Source organism: Blastococcus sp. CCUG 61487, assembly GCF_005222955.1.
In the GTDB taxonomy this organism is placed as follows: Bacteria; Actinomycetota; Actinomycetes; order Mycobacteriales; family Geodermatophilaceae; genus Blastococcus.
This window is the reverse complement of the sequence record NZ_LWUA01000072.1, coordinates 1-3,280: the sequence shown is the minus strand read 5'-3', so window position 1 is coordinate 3,280 and position 3,280 is coordinate 1. Positions and strand designations below refer to the sequence as shown.

5 protein-coding genes are annotated in these 3,280 nt (G+C 65.9%); 3 read left to right on the top strand and 2 right to left on the bottom strand.

Features of this window, described 5'->3' with window-relative positions:
* The first annotated feature begins 70 nt into the window (after positions 1-70).
* The 3 genes from A6V29_RS05845 to A6V29_RS05835 are packed head-to-tail and all read left to right on the top strand — an operon-like array spanning position 71 to position 2,459.
* Positions 71-823: a restriction endonuclease subunit S gene (locus tag A6V29_RS05845; RefSeq protein WP_137159439.1), complete on the top strand. Its 753-nt coding sequence runs from the start codon at positions 71-73 to the stop codon at positions 821-823.
* 14 nt (positions 824-837) lie between these two features.
* Positions 838-1,722, top strand: a complete 885-nt coding sequence (locus A6V29_RS05840; protein ID WP_137159441.1) for a restriction endonuclease — start codon at positions 838-840, stop codon at positions 1,720-1,722.
* 41 nt (positions 1,723-1,763) lie between these two features.
* Positions 1,764-2,459, top strand: coding sequence for a DUF8453 domain-containing protein (locus A6V29_RS05835; protein WP_137159438.1), 696 nt, complete (start codon positions 1,764-1,766; stop codon positions 2,457-2,459).
* A 38-nt stretch (positions 2,460-2,497) separates the two neighbouring features.
* Here A6V29_RS05835 and A6V29_RS05830 read toward each other — a convergent pair whose 3' ends face one another.
* A complete protein-coding gene (locus A6V29_RS05830) occupies positions 2,498-2,914 on the bottom strand; it encodes a PIN domain-containing protein (RefSeq protein ID WP_170977714.1) in 417 nt (138 codons plus the stop codon).
* Positions 2,911-3,123: a type II toxin-antitoxin system VapB family antitoxin gene (locus A6V29_RS05825; RefSeq protein ID WP_137159437.1), complete on the bottom strand. Its 213-nt coding sequence runs from the start codon at positions 3,121-3,123 to the stop codon at positions 2,911-2,913. The genes A6V29_RS05830 and A6V29_RS05825 overlap by 4 nt, the downstream gene beginning before the upstream one ends.
* Positions 3,124-3,280 lie beyond the last annotated feature (157 nt).

Here is a 3,280-nt window from a genome sequence, read left to right as displayed (position 1 = left end):
ACGCCCGGGGACTTGACCGCCGCCCACCGATCACCCGCTTGACCAACCTGTCTGAGCAGTACAACTAGAGGTGCCGACTCCGGCGCTGGAGGAGCAGCGGCGGATCGCGGACATTTTGGACCACGTCGAGCACGTCCGTGCGATGCGCCATAAGGGAATCGGCCTGCTAGGCGAGCTGAAGGACTCCGTCTTCCATCGCATGTTCGCCGATCCCGGCCACGTCACGCGCTTCGGCCGTGGCCATCTCGGTGACGCCGCAGGGATCCAGGGAGGGCTACAAGTCACGAAGACTCGGGACACCCTGCCACTCCGTGCGCCCTACCTGCGGGTGGCCAACGTCCATCGAGGCAGACTCGACTTGTCCGAAGTTAAAGACATCGGTGTGACCGAAGGCGAACTGGCGCGAGTCCTCCTTCAGGCTGGCGACCTGCTTCTTGTCGAAGGCCATGGCAACTCGGGCGAGATCGGACGTGCCGCGATGTGGGACGGATCAGTACAGGGCTGCGTGCACCAGAATCACTTGATTAGGGTTCGCCCTGACAGAACGAGGTTGCTGCCTAGCTTTGTCGAGGCGTACCTCAATTCGAGAGCCGGCAGGCGGCATCTATTGAGATCAGCGAACACCACATCAGGGCTCAACACGATCAGCACGTCGGTCGTGAAGCAGACGCCGGTCATGTTTCCGCCGATCGGGTTGCAGCGCGAGTTTGAGGTTCGTCTGGAAGCCATCAGCCGTCAACTCAGATTGAGTCGAGCGCACGTACACGAAGTTGATGCACTCGCGTCGGCGCTCAACCACCGCGCTTTCCGGGGGAAGTTGTGAGCGTTCCGGTGGAGATGCCGGTGTGGGAAGGGTTCCTCGTCCCCGTCCTGGAGGTGCTCTCCGACGGTGTCGAGCGGGGGCGACGGGAGATGTTCCAGCTCGCCGCGGATCGGGCCGGGCTGACCGAGGAGCAGCGCAGCGAGGTGCTCGACTCGGGGCAGACGAAGGCGAACAACCGCATCGGCTGGGCGCTCTCCGCGCTCGCCCGATCGGGTGCCATCGACCGGCCTAGCCGGGGCCGCTACGTCATCAGCGAGCGTGGCCGCGCTCTGCTGGCGGAGTACCCGACGGTCCTGACGCAGCGCGTCTTGTTTCCGGACGGCCGCGGGCGCCGGAAAGCGTCGTCATCTGCCAGCACGACCGGCGAGGCAGAGGACAGCGCCCTCGACCCGCTTGAACAGGTCGATGAGGGAGTGACGCGGTATAACGCCGACGTCGCAGTCCAGTTGCTGGAACGGCTACGGGCTCAGGAGCCGGCCTTCCTGGAGCAGGCCGTGCTCGACCTGCTCGTCGCCATGGGCTACGGCGGCGCCGACAAGCGCGTGCAGCGGCTCGGCGGCTCGGGTGACGGCGGCGTCGACGGGGTGATCGATCAGGATGCGCTCGGTCTGGACCGTGTCTACGTGCAGGCCAAGCGCTACGCCGCGGATAACACCGTCGGGCGCGAGACGATCCAGGCTTTCGTCGGCGCGCTGCACGGGCAGCACGCCACCCGCGGCATCTTCATCACGACCAGCCGCTTCTCCGCCGGCGCCGAGGAGTACGCCAAGGGAATCAACGCTCGCGTGATCCTCATCGACGGTGAGCGACTGGCCCGCCTGATGATCCGCTACGGCGTGGGCGTCCAGACGAAGCACACCTACCGCCTCGTCGAGATCGACGAAGACTTCTTCGAGTAGGCATCCGGCCCGCCGTCACAGGTGTGCGCCAACCTGGTGCTGTGAGCGCCGAAGCCATCATTGCCCTGGTCGCCGTCGTGGTGTCCGTCGCGGCCGTCATCGTGTCCGTCGTCGCCGCGCGCTATGCCAAGATTCAAGCGCACAGCGCCAGTCGATCCGCCGAGGCCGCGGTGGAACAGGCAGCGAGCGCCCGAGATCAGGCGAGCGCCGCGCGCGATCAGGTCGCAGCCGCTCGCGACCAGGTGGCCGCCGCCCAACGCCAGAACGAGTTGCAGGAGCAGGCCCGCAGGGACGCCGCGCAGCCCTACGTCGTCGTCGACGTCGTTCCGGACGATGCCCAAGGTCAGCTTCTACAGGTGGTCGCTCGTAACCTCGGCCAGACCATGGCGCGGAACGTGCAAGTCCAGTTCGACCCGCCCCTGCCGAAGAGGCTGGGAAGCGAACAAGGCCCCTTTCTGGCCCTGGCGCAGGGAATTTCCTACCTGCCGCCTGGGCGGAGCATGACGTGGAACCTAGGAGTCTCGTTTAACTACTTCGAGGAGGACACCGCTCCGCCGATCACACAGGTGACAGTGACCTGCGTCGGCCCCTTCGGTCCTACTGATCCGCTGACTTATGCGGTGTCCTTCGAAGAGTTCCGTCATCAGAGCGCGAGGGCGGTCGGCAGCCTGCACCGGGTCGAGCGGTCCATCGACAAGCTCACCGCTGCTGTCACGAAGGTTGTCCAGAGACGCTGATCGAAAGGAACATGGTCTCGACCGTTGACACTTGCCCTCTACGCTTGCGGTGCGTGGCCGCCGCCTCGCGGCGCTACCCACTCATGCCGGGTACCGCTCACCTCGGCCAGCCGTTCGTAGTCGCTGTCGTAGTGCAGAACGGTGAGCCCGTGCTCGGCCGCGGTCGCAGCGATGACGACGTCCGGCAACGACGTCCGGTGCTGGCCGCGCCGCGCCAGTCGGTGCTGCACGACGACTGCTGCCCGGGGATCGCGTAGGTCGTACCACGGCAGACGCCGGAGGCCGTCGAGCGTTGACTCGTACTCCCGGGTGTCCCGAGCCGTGTAGAGAACCTCCAGTGCGGTGATCGTGCAAAGCCCCAGTGCGCCCGACCGGATCTCGGCGGCCAGCCTGTCAGCGACCGTTCGGTTTTGCCCGCCCAGCACCCACGCCGAGGTGTCGAGGAGGTAGCTCACTGCCGCCAAGCGTTCGTGCGAGGGTCCACCTCGGCCAAACGCTTGCCAACCTCCTGGATCCAGTCGGCCAGGTCCTCGGTCTCTTGCTCGCGGCGGCCGGCAGCGTCCCGGAGGGCGCGGTTCACCGCCTCCTTCTTCACCGCGGTTCCGTAGTGAGCCATAGCCAGCGCCAGCGCTTGCTCGTCCAGGTCGATCACCGTCTTTGCCATGAGCGCCTCCTGTCAACCGCTGTATATACGCGAAGAGAAGGATATACCATCGGCGCTCGTCCGCTAGCTCCGCCGAGTGATCACTTTCCTGGACGTTCACCGTTACGGTGACGTCTCGGTTACGGCATCGAGGGAGGGTCAAGTCCCCGGGCGTGGT

Bases quoted from the DNA above. Each gene is read 5' to 3' on its own strand.
- A6V29_RS05825 (WP_137159437.1), bottom strand. From the start codon at position 3,123: ATGGCAAAGACGGTGATCGACCTGGACGAGCAAGCGCTGGCGCTGGCT.
- A6V29_RS05840 (WP_137159441.1), top strand. From the start codon at position 838: ATGCCGGTGTGGGAAGGGTTCCTCGTCCCCGTCCTGGAGGTGCTCTCC.